Below are 18,312 nucleotides of genomic sequence, written 5' to 3'. Positions count from 1 at the left end.
AGCCAAGACTATATTAGACTTCGATAACCTTTTGCGATTATTCGCAGAAACAAGATATTTTGACGGGAATATAGTTGAACGCACAGCTGAATTGTGCTCAATAAAATTTCAAAGCCGCCTCTTTTGAGTAGCAGGCTTCGGATGATTGTTTTTTAGAGAGAAATTTATTTATGAAAAACCATCGCGCGCTCGGCCTTGCTTGCACGCTGGCAGCACTTCTCGCAACGCCTGCCTTTGCAGCCCCCCTTCCGGGCGGCGCAAGCACCTTGCAGGAAACCTATCAGGACTGGACCGTCTCCTGCCAGACGCAAAAAGACACCAGCCTCTGCACAATCCGTCAGGAGCAGAACAGCTCCCAGACCGGGCAGCGCGTTCTGACCGCTGAACTGCGCAATGTCGCGGGCGGCAAAGTTGAGGGTGTTATCCTGATGCCGTTCGGCCTCGATCTGGCCAAAGGTGCGACCATCAAGGTCGATGATGCAGCCGGTCCGAATCTGGCTTTCTCCACCTGCCTTCCGCAAGGCTGCCTTGCACCGATCAGTTTCGATGCCAAGCAGGTCGCGGCTATCAAGGCGGGTGCCAATATCAACGTGACGGCGACGGCTCTCAGCCCAAGCCAGCCGGTTGCCTTCAAGATTTCCCTGAAGGGCTTCGGCAGTGCGCTTGATCGCATCAGCAATCTGACGAAGTAATCGCAAAAGCGAGAACGCGGATACGGTATGATATCCGCAGCATGCAACTATGCCGTACGACCTTCAGGCCGTACGGCATTTTTGTTTTCAGCTTATTGTTTGCTTTAGCGCACATCTTATCCGAAAACCGTTTCACACTTTTCGGGACGTGCTTTACGCAAGCGTTCTGGAAATATGGGCCAGATGTTTACGCCAGCGCAGGGTCATCATCACCGCAACGATGCCAAGCCCTGCGGCAAGGCCGAGCCAGATGCCTTGACCACCCATGCCGACCTTGAAGGCCAGCAGCGCGCCAAGCGGCAGGCCCACGCCCCAATAGCCAAGCAATGCCAGAAACATCGGAACACGGGTGTCGCGCATGCCACGCAACATGCCTGCAGCAACCGCTTGCGCGCCATCGACCGTCTGGAACAGAGCGGCCAGCGCCAGGAAGCTGACGGCCAGTTCCATGACGGCCAGATTTTCCGGATCGTGCAGATCAAGAAACACGCCGATGAACAGGCGCGGTATCAGCACCATCAGGAGACCCATGATCATCATGAAGCCGACGCCCAGCGCATAGGCGCTCCAGCCCGCATAAGCGACCGCCTTGGGATTGCCCGCACCATAAGCGCGCCCGACGCGCACGGTCGCCACCTGCCCGAAACCGAGCGGCACCATGAAGCTGAGCGATGCGATCTGGATCGCCACCGCATGGGCAGCCATGGCGGTCGCGCTGATCCGGCCCATCATGACGACAGCCGCATAGAAGATGGAGGTTTCGAAAACGAAGGTCAGTGCCATCGGAAAACCGATGCGCCACAGCTCACGCAGACGCGGCCAGTCCGGACGCCAGAAGCGACCGAACAGGTGATAACGGCGGAAGCGCCGATGACGCAGCGTGATCACCGCCATGCCAAGAAACATCATCAGGCTGGAAAGCGTGGTGGCAATACCAGCGCCATGCAGTTCCATGCGCGGAAATCCGAAATGACCGAAAATCAGTGTCCATCCGGCCAGTGCGTTGAAGCCGATCGCAGCACCCGCAATCAACAATGTCCACATGGGCTTTTCCATCGCGGCGAAGAACGAGCGCAGCACGATGTAGAACAGATAGGGCAACAGCGCCCATTGCAGCGTGTGCATGAAATCGGTCGAGCGCGCAGCGATATCCGGCTGCTGGCCGAGGAACAGGAATATCTCCTCGCAATGCCACAGCACGACCCAGATCGGAATCGAGATGATGATCGCCGTCCAGAAGCCCTGACGGACCGTGCGCCGCACATCGCGCACCGAATGGCGGTTCCTGCCAAGCGCGATGGCGATCATCGGCATGACAGCCGAGACCAGCCCCATCGAGAAGATGACCAGCGTGTGGTAGAAGCTCGTGGCCAGAAGCGCCGAGGCAAGCGTATCCTTGCCCAGACGCCCGATGAAGATCACATCGGTGGCCGTCAATGCGGCTTGCGAAACATTGGTCAGGATCAGCGGCCAGCCGAGTTTCAGCGCCGCGGAAAGTTCTCTGCCCCAGCGCTGCACGCTGTTTTGATGGGGCTCATGAAAGCCCACATTGGTTGTACTGCTCACATTCCACTCCCCTGAATCACCCCGGGAGCCGTCACTCCGCCGGATGATTCAAAACCTGAAAACCACGCGCCGAGACATCAAAGACTCAGAGACCGGGTCAATCTGAGGAGAGTGGCGTCGCGTTACGATCATCGACCGTCCCATGCCGGCTAAGAGCCGCGCGTTGCTTTTCAAAAACAACGGCGCCCCAGCTTTTCGGGTTGCTCAATTTCAATGGGGAACGTTTTGCATGTTCCTGAAATTGATCCGGAGCCAAGCGGGCTGCGCATCGATATGCACAAAATCAGTGCAATGAATATCAAAACTGCACGGATAAGCAACACATCATGAAACGAAATACTTTATTGCTGACACTGTCAGAAATGCTTTTCTCTCTCTGTCGTGAAAGAGCCATTTATCGTCCGATAAGTGATTGACCCGGCGCTGCGCCCGGCTACAAATATACTTGTTGTATTTTGCGAGGTTCCTATGCGCAGCACCAAGGTCATCCATATTGTAGGCTGTCACGCGGAAGGCGAAGTTGGCGATGTCATCGTCGGCGGTGTCGCGCCGCCTCCGGGTGAAACGGTGTGGGAGCAGTCGCGCTTCATCGCCAGTGACGAAACCCTGCGTAATTTCGTGCTGAATGAGCCGCGCGGCGGCGTGTTCCGCCATGTCAATCTGCTGGTTCCGCCGAAAGATCCGCGCGCGCAGATGGGCTTCATCATCATGGAGCCTGCCGATACGCCGCCAATGTCCGGTTCAAACTCGATCTGCGTTTCAACTGTGCTGCTCGACAGCGGCATCATTCCCATGCAGGAGCCGGTGACGCGCATGGTGCTGGAAGCGCCGGGCGGCCTCATCGAAGTGGAAGCTGAATGCCGCAACGGCAAGGCCGAGCGGATCAGCGTGCGCAACGTGCCCTCTTTCGCCGACCGGCTGGATGCGGCACTTGAAGTCGAAGGGCTTGGCACCGTCACAGTCGATACGGCCTATGGCGGCGATAGTTTCGTCATTATCGAGGCCGCGCAGATCGGCATGAAGATCGAGCCGGGTCAGGCGCGTGAACTGGCCGAAATCGGCGTGAAGATCACCAAGGCCGCCAATGAGCAGCTCGGTTTTCGCCACCCCGAAAAAGACTGGAACCACATTTCGTTCTGCCAGATCACCGAGCCGGTCACGCGCGAAGGCGATGTTCTGACCGGCGTCAACACGGTGGCGATCCGTCCGGCCAAGCTCGACCGTTCGCCGACAGGGACCGGCTGCTCGGCTCGCATGGCCGTGCTGCACGCCAAGGGCCAGATGAAGGTCGGCGAGCGCTTCATCGGCAAATCCGTGCTTGGCACCGAGTTTCACTGCCGGTTGGACAGATTGACGGAACTTGGCGGCAAGCCTGCCATCAGCCCCATCATTTCCGGCCGTGGATGGGTGACGGGCACCTCGCAGCTGATGCTTGATCCAAGCGATCCATTTCCGGGCGGATATCGCCTATCGGACACCTGGCCCCGGGGCGATTAGATCGCAAGGCCAGCAGACAAAAATCTTCGCCGAAGTAGATAGAAATCGAATTCTCTCAAACAGCCGCTTTTGAACTACACCTGCCAAAGTTACATTTGCGAATGCGCGCCGCCGCGTCAGAAAGTGAAGCAATGCAGGCGACAAACGGGAATGTTACTGTCCCCGTCTCTACCGTTACTTTTTGCTGTCAAATCATTGTGTTACTTTGCAGCAACCGTAACCGTTGGAGAGAGTTAAACCATGAGTAATTCCGAGAAGACGATTTCAACCGTCGAAGCACTGGTTGCGGCCACCGGGGACGAAGTTGTCCGACATATCATCATCAGTGGTGCAATCGACAACCTGCCAACGATCAGACTGCGGCCCGGCCAGACCCTGCAAGGCAGCGGTCGCGATGCCATTCTTCGTTTTGCAGACACTGACGGTGTGGAGCTTTCTTCAAACAATCGCATCAGCAATATCCGGTTGGAAACATCGCCGGAAAAGCGCGCTATTTTCAATGACACCACCGTCGATACGATCGGACGCGCCGAATTGGCGGCTGTCACGACAATCGGTCAGGTGCAGATTCTGTTTCGCGACAAGCTGCGCGCCGGGCATGTCGAGGTGGACGGGCTGGACATCATCGCCGCCGATGCGCGCGCAGAAACGGACCGTCCAAAGGGCTATGGCGTCTATGTGCTGCAAGGTGCTTTCACCCTGTGGAACATGCATGCCGACGAAAGCATCATCATCAGCGCCAATCTGGTCGGTCTTTCAGCCGGGCGCGACGGCGCACCGGTGCGCGGCAGCGGTATTTTCGTCAGCGGCGGCGGCGATCAGGCCGGGCGGCTGGCGGTGCGCAGCCTCGAAACCGACGCCGTTTATAGCGACGGCGGCATCAAAGCCGGAACACCGGATCAGATTACCGGCGGCGTGTTCACCGTCTACGGCGCCTATGTCGATGCGGTTCACAATCGCGGCCCGGTCGTCACCTATGGCGTCAATGATATGGTGCTCGATAATTGGGGAACCGTGGACCGCTGGACCGCCGACGCGAAGATCACGTCCTACGGACCAAGCGGCATCGGCTTTGTGAATTTTGGCACGATCAACGAATTGAAGGTCCACGCGCCCATTGAAACCTTCGGTCAGGGTGCGCGCGGTTTCAACGTCTATACCGGCACTGTCGATCTGGCGGAGTTCGACCGCGTCATTACCCATGCCGACGGTGCGGTGGGAATTCAGATCAGCCGTCCTATCGGCAAACTGACGGTTCGCCGTGGCATTGAAACTTTCGGCGGAACGGGTCCGTCGCTGGTGAAAGGCGTCGTGGTGGAGCTTTCCGCCATTGGCCTCAGCATCAAGCCGGGCGGATCGGCGCGCGAGATCGATATTGCAGGCGGTGTTCGCACGAACGGCAAGGGCGTTAGCCCTATCGAGCAGCATGGCGCCATCGAAACCTTGCGCATCGCGGGCGGCTTTACCGCGGCAAGCGGCGGCTTCGAGACAATCTGACCTTGTTATAAAAAAGGGCATCCATCGCTGGATGCCCTCTTTCAAAACTACATCTTACCGACGGTAAGATTATAACCTCACGCGAAGTCCAGCGCGCGGTCGCCATTCTCATCCTTGATACGGGATGGCAGGCCGATATGGTTCAGAATGTTCAGGAAAGGCTTCGGGTTCAGCTCTTCCACATTGACCATCTTCTTCACGTCCCATTCGCCGGAAGCAATCAGGATTGCAGCCGCAACCGGCGGAACGCCAGCCGTGTAGGAAATGCCCTGCGAACCCACTTCGTTGTAAGCGTCCTTATGGTCGGCAACGTTGTAGATGAAGACTTCCTTTTCCTTGCCGTCCCTGGTGCCCTTGACGAAATCGCCAATGCAGGTCTTGCCGGTATAATCCGGTGCCAGCGACGATGGATCGGGCAGTACAGCCTTGACCACCTTGAGCGGCACAACTTCCAGACCTTCAGCGGTCTTGACCGGCTGCTCGGACAGAAGGCCCAGATTGTTCAGCACTGTGAAGACGTTGATATAGTGATCGCCAAAGCCCATCCAGAAGCGGACATCCGCATTTGGATAGTTCTTGGACAGCGAATGCACTTCATCATGGCCGGTCATATAGGCCTTGCTCGGGCCGACCACGGGCAGGTCAAACGTGTGGCCGACTTCGAACATCTTGTTCGACTGCCAGGCACCCTTCTGCCAGGAATAGACCGTACCGGTGAATTCGCGGAAATTGATTTCCGGGTCGAAATTGGTCGAGAACCAGCGGCCATGCGAACCGGCATTGATGTCGACGATATCGATGGACGTCACTTCATCCAGATAATCGTCGGCGGCCAGACGCGCATAGGCGTTGACCACGCCCGGATCGAAGCCGATGCCGAGAATGGCGGTGATGCCCTTCTCTTCGCATTCCTTGAGGTGCTTCCATTCGTAATTGCCATACCATGGCGGCGTCTCGCAGATCTTCTTCGGATCTTCGTGAATGGCCGTATCCATATAGGCAACGCCCGTATCGATACAGGCGCGAAGAACCGACATATTGAGGAAGGCCGAGCCGACATTGATGACGATCTGAATGCCCGTCTTCTGGATCAGAGCCTTGGTGGCTTCAACATCCAGAGCATCCAGCGCATGCGCTTCCAGCTTCACCTCGGTCTTGAGGCTCTTCTTTTCATGCACGCTATCGATAATCTTGCGGCATTTCTCAACCGTGCGGGACGCAATATGGATATCGCCCAATATGTCAGAGTTTTGTGCACATTTATGTGCAACAACCTGTGCCACGCCCCCGGCGCCGATAATGAGAACGTTCTTCTTCATTTTCTGTCGATGCTTCCTCTTCCAGCGGTTTCCCGCCATCTGTTTCGCGTCCCCCGTGCTCTCGCCGCGGAACTAGTTTAAGTTTCGCGTCGCTGGTGATGAGTGCGACGCAGGGTTCAGGAGAGCGAACCCTCAAAATCCGCAAAGGTGAATTCGCGGACAACATTGACCGTGCCATCAAGTTCGCGCACGGCAATCGCAGGCATTTTCACGCCATTGAACCAGTTTTTCTTGACCATCGTATAACCGGCCGCATCCGCAAAAGAGAGACGGTCGCCGACCTTCAGCTCCTGACCGAAGTTGAACTCGCCGAAAACGTCGCCCGCCAGGCACGACTTGCCGCAGACCATGTAACGATGCTCGCCTTCATTCGGCTCCATCTTCGCGGTTTCGCGATAAATCAGCAGATCAAGCATATGGGCTTCGATCGAGCTGTCGACGATGGCGAGGTTCTTGCCGTTGAACAGCGTGTCGAGAACCGTCACTTCCAGCGTCGTGGTTTTGGTGATCGAGGCTTCGCCCGGCTCCAGATAGACCTGTACGCCGAACTTTTCCGAAAACGCCTTCAGGCGCGTGCAGAATTCATCGACCGGATAATTCTCACCGGTGAAATGAATGCCGCCGCCAAGGCTGACCCATTCAACCCGGTGCAGAAGCGAGCCGAACTTGTCTTCGATCTCGGTCAGCATCTTGTCGAACAGACCGAAATCGGAATTCTCGCAATTGTTATGAATCATGAAACCGGTGACGCGGTCCATGACCGTCTCGACCTTCGCCACATCCCATTCGCCAAGACGGCTGAACGGACGCGCCGGATCGGCGAGATCGAAGCTCGATGACGACACGCCCGGATTGAGACGCAGGCCGCGCTTGATATGCGCCGCCTTATCGGCAAAGCGTTCCAGCTGGCCGATGGAATTGAAGATGATCTTGTCGGCATTGGCGATGACTTCGTCGATCTCGTGATCGGCATAGGCAACGCTATAGGCGTGGGTTTCGCCGCCAAACTTCTCGTGGCCGAGACGCACTTCATTGAGCGAGGACGAGGTCGTGCCGTCCATATACTGGCTCATGAAATCGAACACCGACCATGTCGCGAAGCACTTCAGCGCCAAAAGCGCTTTCGCACCGGATTTCTCGCGCACATAGGCGATCTTTTCCATGTTGCGCATCAGCTTGGTCTTGTCGATCAGGTAATAAGGCGTCTGGATCATGGCTCTTCGGGTCGTCCAATGGGGAAATCTGGCCTGTCCAGCAAGGCTGGTCGCCACGTTGGGAAGAAACGTCAGACGCTTCTTCTGGAATTATTCAAAGGCTTATAGGAAGCTTGTGACAGAAACACAAATCCGCCACAGCGCCATCGAGAAAAATTTCCCCATAAGCTGTCGCGGATCGCTTCTGTCTTGGCTGTCAGCCCTAAACGGTTGGCCCTCATATAGAGCTTTTCGCCAGAATTTGAACCCCTTACCAGCTTCTCCCTTGATTTGATTGAAAGTCTTTGTGCGCTGGCCCGGCTTTCCGCGCATGATTGACCGCTCTATCATTGCGTGAAATGCCGCCTGGATAATTAAACAAGCATTTGCTTGACAAACTACAGTGGCGGGCGTAGCGATTGGCATGCAGTTCGGACCGACGGGCATTTTTAGCCCTCCATGTCCGGTGATTCATATGTGTAAGGAAAAAATCATGCAGGACCAAACATCCGCTAGCGGCCAGCCCGCCGGTTGGGGAGACCTGTTTGCCGGTAAGAATGCCATCCGGTCGCTCACCCTTGTCGGCGGCGTCGCATTGCACGCCATCAACGTATTCATCGCGACAACCATCCTCCCAACAGTCGTCGCCGATATTGGCGGCATGGATTATTATGCCTGGAACACCGCGCTATTCGTGACGGCATCTATTCTCGGTTCGGCGCTCGTTCCGCGCCTGTTATCGCAAGCGGGTCCGCGCAGCGCCTATCTGATGGCGGCAATTATTTTTGCAGCCGGTACGCTAGCCTGCGGTCTCGCGCCATCCATGCCGGTCATGCTGGCCGGGCGCTCGGTGCAGGGCCTTGGCGGCGGCATGATGCTGGCCCTTTCCTATGCGATGATCCGCATCGTCTTCCCTGAAAATCTGTGGCCCCGCGCCATCGGTCTCGTCTCCGGCATGTGGGGCGTTGCAACTCTCGTCGGTCCCGCCATCGGCGGCATCTTCGCCGAGCTTGGCATCTGGCGCGCCGCCTTCTGGTCATTGGCGCCGGTGATCGGCATCTTCGCCATCATGGCCATGGTTGTACTGCCGCGCGCCTCCGGCGACGCTGGCAGCCGCGCACCGCTGGCCTGGCCGCAGCTCATTTTGCTGACGGCGGCAGTGCTTGCCGTTTCGGCCGCCAGCATTTCGGTCAATGCCGTCATGAATGCGGCAGGTGTCGCGCTGGCTGTTGTGCTGTTGGTCCTGCTCTTCATCATCGAGCGCAATTCGTCGCGGCGTATTCTTCCCAAGGGATCGTTCAGCCTTCACCGCCTCGGGGCGCTCTATCTGACGCTTGCTTTTCTCAGCGCTTCGGTAACCAGCGCGGAAGTGTTCGTGCCGCTGTTCTTTCAGGTGCTGCACAACCAGTCGCCTTTGGTCGCCGGTTATCTGGCCGCCATCATGGGCGGAAGCTGGACACTCGGCTCCATCGGTTCTTCGGGTGTTTCCTCCGGTCGTGTCGACCGGGTGATCATCGCCGCGCCGCTGATGGGTATAGCAGGCATGATTACGCTTGCGGCCCTCGTCCCCGTCGGTAGTGACGGTCACTGGGTGAGCCTGCTGCCGATCTGTCTGGCGCTGGCGGTCATCGGCTTTGGCGTGGGCATGACCTGGCCGCATCTACTGACGCGCATCTTCAAGCGCGCTGATGCGGACGATCAGAATCTGGCGTCGGCCTCCGTCACCACCGTACAGCTTTTCACCACTGCGCTCGGCGCGTCGCTGGCAGGCATGATCGCCAATATGGCAGGCCTCAGCAATCCGGGCGGTTTTGCAGGCACCGCAAACGCCGCTATGTGGCTGTTCTCCGGCTTTGCCGTCATGTCGACGCTGGCGTTCCTGTCCGCGCTGGCATTGGTGCGCAGCGCAAGACAGCCGCAAGCGGCATCGTGCTGATCAGGAAGGACTGGCTGGGGTAAAAACATAGGCGCAGCGCCGCGCCCCGGCCAGAATATGCTCGGTACGGGCAACAGACACATCCGGGCCGAGAACCGCTTCAAAAACCTGAAGCTCGGCCCGGCAAAAACCCTGACAGGCATCAGCGGCGGCACAGATGGGACAATGGTTCTCGACAAAAAGCCACGAACCGTCCGCCTGCCGCTCGGCATCGGCCATATAGCCTTCGGTCGAGCGGATATCTGCAAGCGCCTTGACGCGCTCGTCGAAAGCCATGTCTTTCAGGCGCGCATGATACTGGCGGCGGGTTTCGGTTTCGCGGTGCGCAACCAGCGTTTCCAGCGCATCTTCACCAAGGATGGTGCGCACGGAATGCAGAAGCTGCACGGTGAGATCGGCATGGGTATCGGGAAAGCGCTTATTGCCGGTTTCCGTCAGATCCCAGAACTGCGACGGACGGCCAACGCCCTGCGAAACGGAATGCGGCGCAACGAGACCTTCCTCGGCCAGCCGCACCAGCTGCTGGCGCACCGCCTCGCCGGTCGTGCCGAGATGGTCGCCGATTGCGGCAGCCGTCTGCGCACCGCGCATCTTGAGCGCCAGCATGACGCGTTCTGCGGGCGAACGTGCTCCCGAAACGTCTGTATTTAGAAAGTCATTCCTTGACATATTGCCTGTTTTCGATTTAAAGAAGCATTATCTTGTTAAATTAAGCGATCCAATCTGAATTATCAAGATAGTTGTATATCAAGGAGTCTAAAATGAGCTTCACCTTGCCTCCGCTTCCCTATGCGACCAACGCTCTTGAAGGCGTCGGCATGGGCACCGAAACGCTTGAGCTGCACCATGGCAAACACCATCAGGCCTACGTAACGGCGCTGAACGGCTTCGTCGAGAAGAACGACGCGCTCAAGGGCAAGTCGCTTGAGGAAATCGTGCTCTTTGCCAAGGACAAGGCCGATCTCGCTCCGGTCTTCAACAACGCTGGCCAGCATTGGAACCACGATCTGTTCTGGCAGAACCTGTCGGCAAACGGCGGACGCCTTCCGGGCGCGCTGGAAAAGAAGATCGTCGAGGATTTCGGCAGCGTCGACCAGTTCAAGGAAGCCTTCAAGACGGCGGCTGTCGGCCAGTTCGGCTCGGGCTGGGCGTGGCTGGTTCTGGCCAATGACGGCAAGTTGAAGGTCACCAAGACGCCAAATGGCTCCAATCCGCTGGCAACCGGCGAAGGCAAGGCGCTATTAGGGCTTGATGTCTGGGAGCATAGCTATTATCTCGATTTCCGTAATCGTCGGCCTGACTATGTAACGAACTTCCTCGACAAGCTGGCCAACTACGAATTCGCGGAAGCCACCCTGAAGGCAGCCTGACGCGCTTATATTGATTGCGATCAAAGCGGCCTGCCTGCACAGGATGCAAACTCCACGGAGTTGCATCTATGCGGGCGGGCCGCAGCAATGACCGATAAAGACCAAACCAACCGACCCAATCCATAAGGCGCCGTCCTCCCAAGCGTGGTGCCGGAGAACAACAGAGACAGTTCCGAAGATGAGCAGCAACTTTAATCAGGAAACCGTCACCGACATCCATCACTGGACCGACACGCTGTTTTCCTTCCGTACAACGCGTGATCCGGGCTTCCGCTTCCAGAGCGGCCAGTTCATCATGATGGGCCTCGAAGTGAACGGCAAGCCGCTCACCCGCGCCTATTCCATTGCCTCGAGCCTCTATGAGGACGGGCTGGAATTCTTCTCGATCAAGGTGCCGAACGGTCCGCTGACCTCCAAACTCCAGCATCTGAAAGTTGGCGACCAGATCATCCTGTCCAAGAAGCCGGTCGGCACGCTGCTCTATGACAATCTGAAGCCCGGCAAGAATCTGTGGCTGCTCTCGACCGGCACCGGCCTTGCGCCGTTCCTGTCGATCATTCGCGATCTGGAAGCCTATGAGCGCTATGAGAAGATCATTCTCGTTCATGGCGTGCGTCAGGTAGCGGAACTTGCCTATACGGATTTCATTTCCAACGAATTGCCGCAGGACGAATTCCTCGGCGAGATGGCGGCAAAGCAGCTCATCTATTACCCGACCGTCACCCGCGAGCCTTACAAGAACCGCGGACGCCTGACCGATCTCATTCGCTCCGGCCAGATTTTCACCGATATCGACATGCCGGAACTCAATCTGGAAGACGATCGTGTGATGCTGTGCGGCAGCCCGGAAATGCTGGCTGAAACCAAGCAGCTTCTGGAAGAGCGCGGCTTCAAGGAAGGCAGCCAGAGCGAAGCCGGTCATTTCGTGATCGAAAAGGCTTTCGTCGAAAAATAAGTTTTGCAGGTCTGCAAATAGAAAAGGGAGGCAATCGCCTCCCTTTTTCATTTCAGCTCTTCGAAATCGAGCCCGATATCGAGGTTCGGCGCGCTGTGCGTGGTCCAGCCAACCGAGATCAGATCAACGCCGCTGGCAGCGACCGCCGCCACCGTTTCCGGCGTGATGCCACCGGAGGCTTCCGAAATGGCGCGCCCGCCGATCACCGATACCGCCTCGCGCAATTGCGCAGGCGACATATTGTCGAGCAGCACCGCATCCACGCCCGTCGCCATGGCTTCATCGAGTTGTTGCAGCGTATCGACTTCGACCTCGATCTTGACCATGTGACCGGCACCGGCCTTGGCGCGGTCGATGGCTTCACGCACGCCGCCAGCGACTGCGATGTGATTGTCCTTGATCAGCACCGCGTCATAGAGCGCGAAACGGTGGTTCATGCCGCCGCCTGCCCTCACAGCATATTTCTGCAAGGCACGCAGCCCTGGCGTCGTCTTGCGCGTGCAGACAATGGAAGCCCTGGTGCCCTGAACAGCCTTGACTAGATTGGCAGTCGCAGAGGCAATGCCGGAGAGATGACCGAGGAAATTGAGCGCCGTCCGCTCCCCCGCCAGAATGGAGCGGGAGGAGCCGGAAACGCGGGCGACATCAGCACCCTTTTCAAGTGACTGACCGTCCCGCGCCAGACGTTCGAATGTGACATCCGGATCGACCAGACGAAACGCCATTTCAGCCACGTCCAGCCCGGCGATGACGCCCGGCTGGCGCAGGCTGAACAGCATTGCCGAGCAGTGATCCTCCGGCACCACGGCATTGCTGGTAATATCGCCAGCAAGCCCCAGATCTTCCAGAAGTGCGGCGCGCACCAGCGGTTCGACGACAAGCGGAGACAAGCGCGGCAGGTTCATCATGCAGTCCTTGGAATTCGTTGAAGTGAGGTTTCGGGGGCAGCGATGTCGCGGGCTAGCGCGAATGCCGTCTCGAAGGTGTGGAAGCGGCGCTTGGCCTCCGCATGTTTCTGCGGGTGGTCGGTGCGGGCATGGCTTCCACGCGACTCGCGCCGTTCAAATGCCGCAACCGCAGCGACCAGCGCCACGGCTGCGGCATCGTCGGTCTCCGCGAGGGGGAGAAGGGTGGTGATTGCAGAGCGCAAACCTTCTTCATCACGCAGCAGGCCAAGGTGGTTGGAAACGACGCGCCGCACCGGTTCGAGATCGGCCCCCTGCGGCAGGCTGACCGGCACAGGGTGCCGCACGGCGACCGCCTCTTCACAGCCAAGCGCGCGGGCGGCGCGCAGGCCCATGGCGGCGGCTTCAAGCAGCGAATTGCTGGCAAGCCGGTTGGCGCCATGCAGGCCGGTGCAGGCCGCTTCGCCCACGGCCCAGAGACCCGGCAGGCTGCTGCGCCCATCGGCGTCGGTCCTGATGCCGCCCATATGGTAATGCGTGGCCGGTCTGACCGGGATCAGATCGCGGGACGGATCGATGCCATGCTGTTTGCAAAGCGCATCAATACCCGGAAACCGGGTTGCAAAACGCGCGCCCAGAGCCGTGCACGCATCGAGATAGACCTTGCGCCCTTGCGCGATCTCCCTGCCAATGGCACGGGCCACCACATCGCGGGGCGCAAGTTCGCGGCCCGGAATATCCACCATGAAGCGCTCACCGCGATCATTGACAAGTTGAGCACCATCTCCGCGCACAGCCTCGCTGATCAGCGGCAGGCGTGGCGCGGAAACAGCAAGCGCAGTCGGGTGAAACTGCACGAATTCCATATCGGCAAGCACCGCGCCTGCGCGGCCTGCCAAAGCGGCACCTTGCCCGAGATTGCCGAGCGGCGTGGTTGTGGCGTTATAAAGTCCGCCGACCCCCCCCGTCGCCAGAACCACGGCGCGCGCTGCAACCGGGCCGACATTTTCAAGACAAGCGCCGACCACACGACCATCCTGCCGGATGAGCCGGAGAGCGCGGGTGTTTTCCATGACGGTGATTGAAGGCGTCGCCAGAACCTTGGCGGTCAGAGCACGCATGATGCCCGCCCCGGTCGCGTCGCCATCCACATGCACAATGCGATGGCGGCTATGAGCAGCTTCCAGACCGAGCGAAAACGAACCGTCCGCCTTGCGATCGAAGTGCACGCCATGCGCTTCCAGCGCGGCAACGACTTCCGCGCCTGCTTCTATGATTTCGGCAGCCACGCTCCGGTCACACAGGCCGTCGCCAGCCGCAATCGTATCAGCCAGATGCAGTGCCGCGCTGTCATCCGCGCCAACGCTTGCAGCAATGCCGCCTTGCGCCAGCGTGCTGGAACCGGACAGGCCGAGGCTTCCCGCCGTCACCAGCAGCACCGGCTGCGGAGACAGCGTCAGCGCCGTCATCAGACCGGCAAGACCGCTGCCAATGACGAGGACCGGGGCAGTCCGGGTCGTATTCATACCGCCAGCATCCGCTCGACGGCGCGTCGGGCAGGCTCCATCAGTGCTGCATCGACAGTCACTTCATGGCGATTGTTTTCCAGCGCATCGCGAATATTGGCAAGCGTGATCCGCTTCATATGCGGGCAGAGATTGCACGGGCGGATGAACTCAACGTCTGGGTGATCGACGGCAACATTGTCGCTCATGGAGCATTCGGTCAAAAGCACGACACGCTGCGGCTTCTTCTCACCAACATAGTCCGACATGACCGCCGTGGAACCGGCGAAATCGGCAACTGCCACCACTTCCGGCGGGCATTCGGGATGCGCCAGAACCACCACGCCGGGGTGGCTTTCGCGCAATTCGCGGATATCGTCTGGAGTGAACCGCTCATGCACCTCGCAATGGCCATGCCAGGCGAGAATTTCGACATCGGTTTCGCGGGCCACATTCTGCGCCAGAAACTCGTCGGGGATCATCAGCACGCGCGGTACGCCAAGCGATTCCACCACTTTTTTGGCATTGCCGGATGTGCAGCAAATATCGGATGCCGCCTTCACGGCAGCAGATGTGTTGACATAGGTGATGATCGGCACGCCGGGATGCGCCTCGCGCAGCAGCGCCACATCTTCCGGCGTGATGCTGTCGGCCAGCGAACAGCCCGCCGCCATATCGGGGATCAGCACCGTCTTGCTGGGATTGAGCAGCTTGGCCGTCTCGGCCATGAAATGCACGCCCGCCAGCACAATCACATCGGCATCGACCTCCGCAGCCTTGCGCGCCAGCGCCAGACTGTCGCCGACAATATCGGCCACGCAGTGGAAGATTTCCGGCGTCTGGTAATTATGCGCAAGGATGACGGCATTGCGCTTTTTCTTCAGCTCGAGAATGGCCGCGACATCGTCTTCGAAGCCCAGCCACTCCGCCTTGGGCAGCACCTTGGCCACGCGGTCATAGAGTTGCGAAACGGAAACATGATCGTTCATGTGCGAGCCTCCCAGCTCATCGACATGCGTTACGCATCAGCCTCACACGAAAGCGTTTTGCGCTTTTGCTGGAAATACGCTGGCATGCCCATTTATACTCAACTTGAGTATTTCATGTTTATGAACTTATACTCGATTCGAGTATATTGTCAATCGCGGGAGATTGGCAGCTTGGCTCCGGCCAGATGGCGCTCGGAAAGGGCGCGTTCCTCGACAATCGAGTAGCGGAAACGGAACAGTTTTGCCGGGCGACCACCTGTTTCACTGTCGCTTTCGCCGGTTTCTTCGACGAGATCCTGCTGCTCGATCAGGCGGCGGAAATTCTGTTTGTGCAGGCGCAGACCCGCCAGCGCTTCGACAGTCCGTTGGAGTTGCAAAAGCGTAAAACTGTCCGGCATCAATTCGAACACCACCGGGCGATATTTGATCTTGGCGCGCAGCCGCGCAATCGCCGTGGCGAGGATGCGGCGATGATCGGCAAACATGGAACGGCCGTTCTCGTCTTCCTTCATTCCGGCTTCCGCCACCAGACCAGCCTCGAACAGGAGCTCATAGCGTTGCAGCACGAGGTCTTCGTTCCAGCGCCCGCCCCACTCTCCATTGTCAAAGCCGAAAGTGAAAGAGATGCGCCGCATGCGCTGCGCCGTCAATTCCGGCGTTTCGGCCCGATAGGCCCAGACAAGGAGCGCATTGTTGAGATGCTCCATGATGGCCGGCTCGCCCTGACGGTGATCTTCCCACGGCAGATAATCATACCATCCGCGCCAGCCCGCCTGCCCTGCCGCCGCATCGCTTTCGCGCACGAGGCCGAGATAGCTGATCGAAATGATGCGTTCGCCCTGGGCGTGACGGTCACGGTCGGCAAAAGTGTAGAGCTGCTCCAGATAGCCGACCGGATGCGCGGTTTCCGACTGCACCCAGGCGCGCAGACCGGATTGCAACGAACGGTGCTCGCTTTCGAACGGGCCAGATGGCAGGGCCTGCCCCTGTCGCACAGTCATGACGCGCGGCTGTTCGCTGGTCACGGCGGCCAGCACGGCAATCAGTTCGGTATGGGCAATATCGTCGGTCACAGCAACTCCGGAAAACACTTCCGACATTGAACGCGATTGACGAATAATTACAAGGCGCTACCGCCATACGGCACAGGTTTTGCTAATCAGGCCTTGGGTTTCGCGCCAAAAACATGCTCCGGTCCCGGGAATGTGCGCGCCCGCACCTCCTCGGCATAGGCTTTCGCCGCATCGGACACTTGCGGCGCCAGTTGCGCAAAGCGCTTCACGAAGCGCGGTGTGAAATCCTGAAACAGCCCCAGCATATCGTCCGAGACCAATATCTGCCCGTCGCACGCCGCCGATGCCCCGATGCCAACCGTCGGGACGGAAAGCGATGCGGTGATCTCGCGCGCCAGCGGCTCTACTGTGCCCTCAATGACCAGCGCAAACACACCGGCATCGGCGATAGCCTGCGCATCGCGACGAATACGGTCGGCCTCATCGTCATCGCGTCCGAGCGAACGGAAGCCGCCAACCGTATTGACCTGTTGCGGCATCAGGCCGACATGACCGAACACCGGAATGCCTCGCCGGACCAGAAAATCGACCGTTTCGGCCATTTCCTCGCCGCCTTCAAGCTTGACCCCGTCGCAGCCGGTTTCCTGCATCACGCGGGCGGCATTGCGAAACGCCTGTTCCTTCGATTCCTGATAGGAACCGAACGGCATATCGACGATGACACAAGCCGTTTCGGCCCCACGCATCACCGCTTGGCCATGGGCGATCATCATGTCGAGCGTGACGGCAAGGGTGGAATCCATGCCGTAAAGCACCATGCCGAGCGAATCCCCCACCAGCAGCAGGTCGCAATGGGGATCGAGCAGCCGCGCAATCGGCGTCGTATAGGCAGTGAGGCTGACAATCGGGCGCTCGCCCTTAAGAGCCGAAATGGCCTTGGGTGTCAGTCGCTTCTGTTTGACGGGTGCGCTCATCTCAGGCCGCCTGTTCCTGCGCCACATGCGCAATGACGCGATTATCGAGAAGCCGCGTTGTACCAAGCCGCACGAACAACGCAATCAGCACGGGCCGCCCCTGCACCGCCGTCAGGCGTTCCAGCGTCTCAGGGTCACGCAGCGCCACAACTTCCGGCGTCGCCAGCGGTTCCGTGGCGATAAACGCACGAATTGCCGTTTCCAGTGCATCGGGATCGTCCACACCGGACCGATAAAGCCGCTCGGCTTCATCGAGCGCTTTCGGCACGATGATGGCGGCGGCGCGCTGCTCAGGCGACAGATAGACATTGCGGGACGAACAGGCGAGCCCGTCATCCTCCCGCACGGTCTTGACGCCAACCACGCGTACCGGAATGGCCATGTCGTCCACCATACGGCGGATGATGACGAGTTGCTGAAAATCCTTTTCGCCGAAATAGGCGGCGTCTGGACCAACGATGTTGAAGAACTTGCTGACTACCGTTGCGACACCGGCGAAGTGGCCGGGACGCGCCTCGCCTTCCATCTGGTTGCCAAGGGTCGGCACATCCACCACGGTCTGCATCGGGCGGGGATACATATCGCTGACGGCTGGCGCGAAGAGGTAATCGACCTCTGCCCCGCGCAACAGAGTGGCATCGCGCTCCAGATCACGCGGATATTTGTCGAGATCTTCATTCGCGCCAAATTGCAGCGGATTGACGAAGATCGACACGACAGTCACGTCATTGTCGGCGCGTGACCGGTGAACAAGTTCCAGATGGCCTTTGTGAAGATAGCCCATGGTCGGCACGAAGCCGATGCGCTTGCCCGCACGACGCGCAGGCGCCAAGACCTGCCGCAACTCCTCGATGGTGCGGATAATCTGCATGCCCGTTCCTCCTCGCGGCCAAATGAATGG

Annotated in this window: 16 protein-coding genes; 6 read left to right on the top strand and 10 right to left on the bottom strand. The window is 58.8% G+C overall.

The features are described 5' to 3' along the window. Positions 1 to 170 precede the first annotated feature (170 nt). Positions 171 to 692 carry an invasion associated locus B family protein gene (locus tag FHW03_RS03345; protein WP_182519336.1) on the top strand — a complete coding sequence of 174 codons (522 nt, stop codon included), beginning with the start codon at positions 171 to 173 and terminating at the stop codon, positions 690 to 692. A gap of 153 nt (positions 693 to 845) precedes the next feature. Here FHW03_RS03345 and FHW03_RS03340 read toward each other — a convergent pair whose 3' ends face one another. After that, positions 846 to 2,258 carry an MATE family efflux transporter gene (locus FHW03_RS03340; protein WP_182519335.1) on the bottom strand — a complete coding sequence of 471 codons (1,413 nt, stop codon included), beginning with the start codon at positions 2,256 to 2,258 and terminating at the stop codon, positions 846 to 848. 468 nt (positions 2,259 to 2,726) lie between these two features. Here FHW03_RS03340 and FHW03_RS03335 point away from each other — a divergent pair, with 468 nt between their 5' ends. Further along, a complete protein-coding gene (locus FHW03_RS03335; RefSeq protein ID WP_182519334.1) occupies positions 2,727 to 3,755 on the top strand; it encodes a 4-hydroxyproline epimerase in 1,029 nt (342 codons plus the stop codon). Between the two features lie 240 nt (positions 3,756 to 3,995). Then, complete coding sequence (locus FHW03_RS03330; RefSeq protein WP_182519333.1) at positions 3,996 to 5,252, top strand: hypothetical protein; 1,257 nt, start codon at positions 3,996 to 3,998, stop codon at positions 5,250 to 5,252. Positions 5,253 to 5,329: 77 nt separating this feature from the next. On the opposite strand, the gene FHW03_RS03325 is transcribed toward FHW03_RS03330, so the two are convergent. Continuing rightward, positions 5,330 to 6,571: a saccharopine dehydrogenase family protein gene (locus FHW03_RS03325; RefSeq protein WP_182519332.1), complete on the bottom strand. Its 1,242-nt coding sequence runs from the start codon at positions 6,569 to 6,571 to the stop codon at positions 5,330 to 5,332. 116 nt (positions 6,572 to 6,687) lie between these two features. Beyond that, complete coding sequence (gene nspC / locus FHW03_RS03320) at positions 6,688 to 7,785, bottom strand: carboxynorspermidine decarboxylase (protein WP_182519331.1); 1,098 nt, start codon at positions 7,783 to 7,785, stop codon at positions 6,688 to 6,690. 472 nt (positions 7,786 to 8,257) lie between these two features. Between nspC and FHW03_RS03315 the strand changes: the two genes are divergently transcribed. Continuing rightward, positions 8,258 to 9,700 carry an MFS transporter gene (locus FHW03_RS03315; protein ID WP_182519330.1) on the top strand — a complete coding sequence of 481 codons (1,443 nt, stop codon included), beginning with the start codon at positions 8,258 to 8,260 and terminating at the stop codon, positions 9,698 to 9,700. On the opposite strand, the gene FHW03_RS03310 is transcribed toward FHW03_RS03315, so the two are convergent. Beyond that, positions 9,701 to 10,306, bottom strand: coding sequence for a metalloregulator ArsR/SmtB family transcription factor (locus FHW03_RS03310; protein ID WP_182519430.1), 606 nt, complete (start codon positions 10,304 to 10,306; stop codon positions 9,701 to 9,703). It lies immediately after the preceding gene. Positions 10,307 to 10,461: 155 nt separating this feature from the next. On the opposite strand from FHW03_RS03310, the gene FHW03_RS03305 reads away from it, so the two are divergent. Next, complete coding sequence (locus FHW03_RS03305) at positions 10,462 to 11,070, top strand: superoxide dismutase (RefSeq protein WP_182519329.1); 609 nt, start codon at positions 10,462 to 10,464, stop codon at positions 11,068 to 11,070. A gap of 178 nt (positions 11,071 to 11,248) precedes the next feature. Further along, a complete protein-coding gene (locus FHW03_RS03300; RefSeq protein ID WP_078337945.1) occupies positions 11,249 to 12,025 on the top strand; it encodes a ferredoxin--NADP reductase in 777 nt (258 codons plus the stop codon). A 47-nt stretch (positions 12,026 to 12,072) separates the two neighbouring features. Here the strand turns inward: FHW03_RS03300 and nadC are convergent, their stop codons facing one another. The 6 genes from nadC to panC form a co-directional block, all read right to left on the bottom strand. Continuing rightward, positions 12,073 to 12,930, bottom strand: coding sequence for a carboxylating nicotinate-nucleotide diphosphorylase (gene nadC / locus FHW03_RS03295; RefSeq protein ID WP_182519429.1), 858 nt, complete (start codon positions 12,928 to 12,930; stop codon positions 12,073 to 12,075). Beyond that, positions 12,930 to 14,456, bottom strand: coding sequence for an L-aspartate oxidase (locus tag FHW03_RS03290; protein WP_182519328.1), 1,527 nt, complete (start codon positions 14,454 to 14,456; stop codon positions 12,930 to 12,932). Before FHW03_RS03290 ends, nadC begins: the two co-directional genes overlap by 1 nt. Further along, complete coding sequence (gene nadA, locus FHW03_RS03285; RefSeq protein ID WP_182519327.1) at positions 14,453 to 15,424, bottom strand: quinolinate synthase NadA; 972 nt, start codon at positions 15,422 to 15,424, stop codon at positions 14,453 to 14,455. The genes FHW03_RS03290 and nadA overlap by 4 nt, the downstream gene beginning before the upstream one ends. A gap of 149 nt (positions 15,425 to 15,573) precedes the next feature. Further along, positions 15,574 to 16,524 carry a hypothetical protein gene (locus FHW03_RS03280; protein WP_078337943.1) on the bottom strand — a complete coding sequence of 317 codons (951 nt, stop codon included), beginning with the start codon at positions 16,522 to 16,524 and terminating at the stop codon, positions 15,574 to 15,576. 59 nt (positions 16,525 to 16,583) lie between these two features. Next, entirely contained in the window at positions 16,584 to 17,411 is an 828-nt protein-coding gene (panB, locus tag FHW03_RS03275; protein ID WP_151588746.1) for a 3-methyl-2-oxobutanoate hydroxymethyltransferase, read from the bottom strand. Position 17,412: 1 nt separating this feature from the next. Continuing rightward, positions 17,413 to 18,282: a pantoate--beta-alanine ligase gene (gene panC, locus FHW03_RS03270; RefSeq protein WP_182519326.1), complete on the bottom strand. Its 870-nt coding sequence runs from the start codon at positions 18,280 to 18,282 to the stop codon at positions 17,413 to 17,415. Between the last annotated feature and the right edge of the window lie 30 nt (positions 18,283 to 18,312).

This window comes from Ochrobactrum sp. RH2CCR150, assembly GCA_014138095.1.
In the GTDB taxonomy this organism is placed as follows: Bacteria; Pseudomonadota; Alphaproteobacteria; order Rhizobiales; family Rhizobiaceae; genus Brucella; species Brucella gambitense.
This window is presented reverse-complemented; position numbering and strand designations above follow the sequence as displayed.

Coding starts and splice junctions, on each gene's coding strand:
- FHW03_RS03345 (WP_182519336.1), top strand. CDS start 171: ATGAAAAACCATCGCGCGCTCGGCCTTGCTTGCACGCTGGCAGCACTT.
- FHW03_RS03335 (WP_182519334.1), top strand. CDS start 2,727: ATGCGCAGCACCAAGGTCATCCATATTGTAGGCTGTCACGCGGAAGGC.
- FHW03_RS03330 (WP_182519333.1), top strand. CDS start 3,996: ATGAGTAATTCCGAGAAGACGATTTCAACCGTCGAAGCACTGGTTGCG.
- FHW03_RS03325 (WP_182519332.1), bottom strand. CDS start 6,571: ATGAAGAAGAACGTTCTCATTATCGGCGCCGGGGGCGTGGCACAGGTT.
- nspC (WP_182519331.1), bottom strand. CDS start 7,785: ATGATCCAGACGCCTTATTACCTGATCGACAAGACCAAGCTGATGCGC.
- FHW03_RS03315 (WP_182519330.1), top strand. CDS start 8,258: ATGCAGGACCAAACATCCGCTAGCGGCCAGCCCGCCGGTTGGGGAGAC.
- FHW03_RS03310 (WP_182519430.1), bottom strand. CDS start 10,306: ATGCTGGCGCTCAAGATGCGCGGTGCGCAGACGGCTGCCGCAATCGGC.
- FHW03_RS03305 (WP_182519329.1), top strand. CDS start 10,462: ATGAGCTTCACCTTGCCTCCGCTTCCCTATGCGACCAACGCTCTTGAA.
- FHW03_RS03300 (WP_078337945.1), top strand. CDS start 11,249: ATGAGCAGCAACTTTAATCAGGAAACCGTCACCGACATCCATCACTGG.
- nadC (WP_182519429.1), bottom strand. CDS start 12,930: ATGAACCTGCCGCGCTTGTCTCCGCTTGTCGTCGAACCGCTGGTGCGC.
- FHW03_RS03290 (WP_182519328.1), bottom strand. CDS start 14,456: ATGAATACGACCCGGACTGCCCCGGTCCTCGTCATTGGCAGCGGTCTT.
- nadA (WP_182519327.1), bottom strand. CDS start 15,424: ATGAACGATCATGTTTCCGTTTCGCAACTCTATGACCGCGTGGCCAAG.
- FHW03_RS03280 (WP_078337943.1), bottom strand. CDS start 16,524: ATGTCGGAAGTGTTTTCCGGAGTTGCTGTGACCGACGATATTGCCCAT.
- panB (WP_151588746.1), bottom strand. CDS start 17,411: ATGAGCGCACCCGTCAAACAGAAGCGACTGACACCCAAGGCCATTTCG.
- panC (WP_182519326.1), bottom strand. CDS start 18,282: ATGCAGATTATCCGCACCATCGAGGAGTTGCGGCAGGTCTTGGCGCCT.